The organism is Sporosarcina sp. NCCP-2222, assembly GCF_023168145.1.
Classification (GTDB): Bacteria; Bacillota; Bacilli; order Bacillales_A; family Planococcaceae; genus Sporosarcina.
In genome coordinates this window covers 1-630 of record NZ_BQYK01000022.1, presented here as the reverse complement: position 1 = coordinate 630, position 630 = coordinate 1, and the positions used below count along the sequence as shown (strand labels likewise).

Here is a 630-nt window from a genome sequence, read left to right as displayed (position 1 = left end):
CGTAACAAGGTAGCCGTATCGGAAGGTGCGGCTGGATCACCTCCTTTCTAAGGATAATTACGGAATATGAACCTCTGGTTCATACGTTGACGTTTTGCGTTCAGTTTTGAAGGTTCATGAAGAGGCGGTATATACCGTCCTTTTGAAACTTTATAATTACCCTTAAGGGGCCTATAGCTCAGCTGGTTAGAGCGCACGCCTGATAAGCGTGAGGTCGGTGGTTCGAGTCCACTTAGGCCCACCATATATACTTCTTACGGGGCCTTAGCTCAGCTGGGAGAGCGCCTGCCTTGCACGCAGGAGGTCAGCGGTTCGATCCCGCTAGGCTCCACCAATCTTGTTCCTTGAAAACTGGATAAAACGACATTGAAAGCAACAAAACATCAAGTAATCAACCGAGTCGATCACTTTGTGATTGAACATGCAATACTTTTTAACGATTATTTTGTGCTTATCGCTAAGTACAAATAATCACCCGAGGGTTTCAAAAAGCGAGTAGTGCTAGGAAGCGACGGAGAGAAGGAAGGAGCGTACTAACGTACGTGACTGACTGAACGACCGAGCTGACAACGCAATGCGAAGCTTATTGAAAGCCGAATTAAAGGTTAAGTTAGAAAGGGCGCACGGCGG

General features: G+C 47.0%; 2 tRNA genes. Both read left to right on the top strand.

The features are described from left to right. Positions 1-167: 167 nt before the first annotated feature. Positions 168-244 (top strand) — tRNA-Ile (locus NCCP2222_RS20675). Between the two features lie 14 nt (positions 245-258). After that, a tRNA-Ala gene (locus tag NCCP2222_RS20670) sits at positions 259-334 on the top strand. The last annotated feature ends 296 nt before the right edge of the window (positions 335-630 follow it).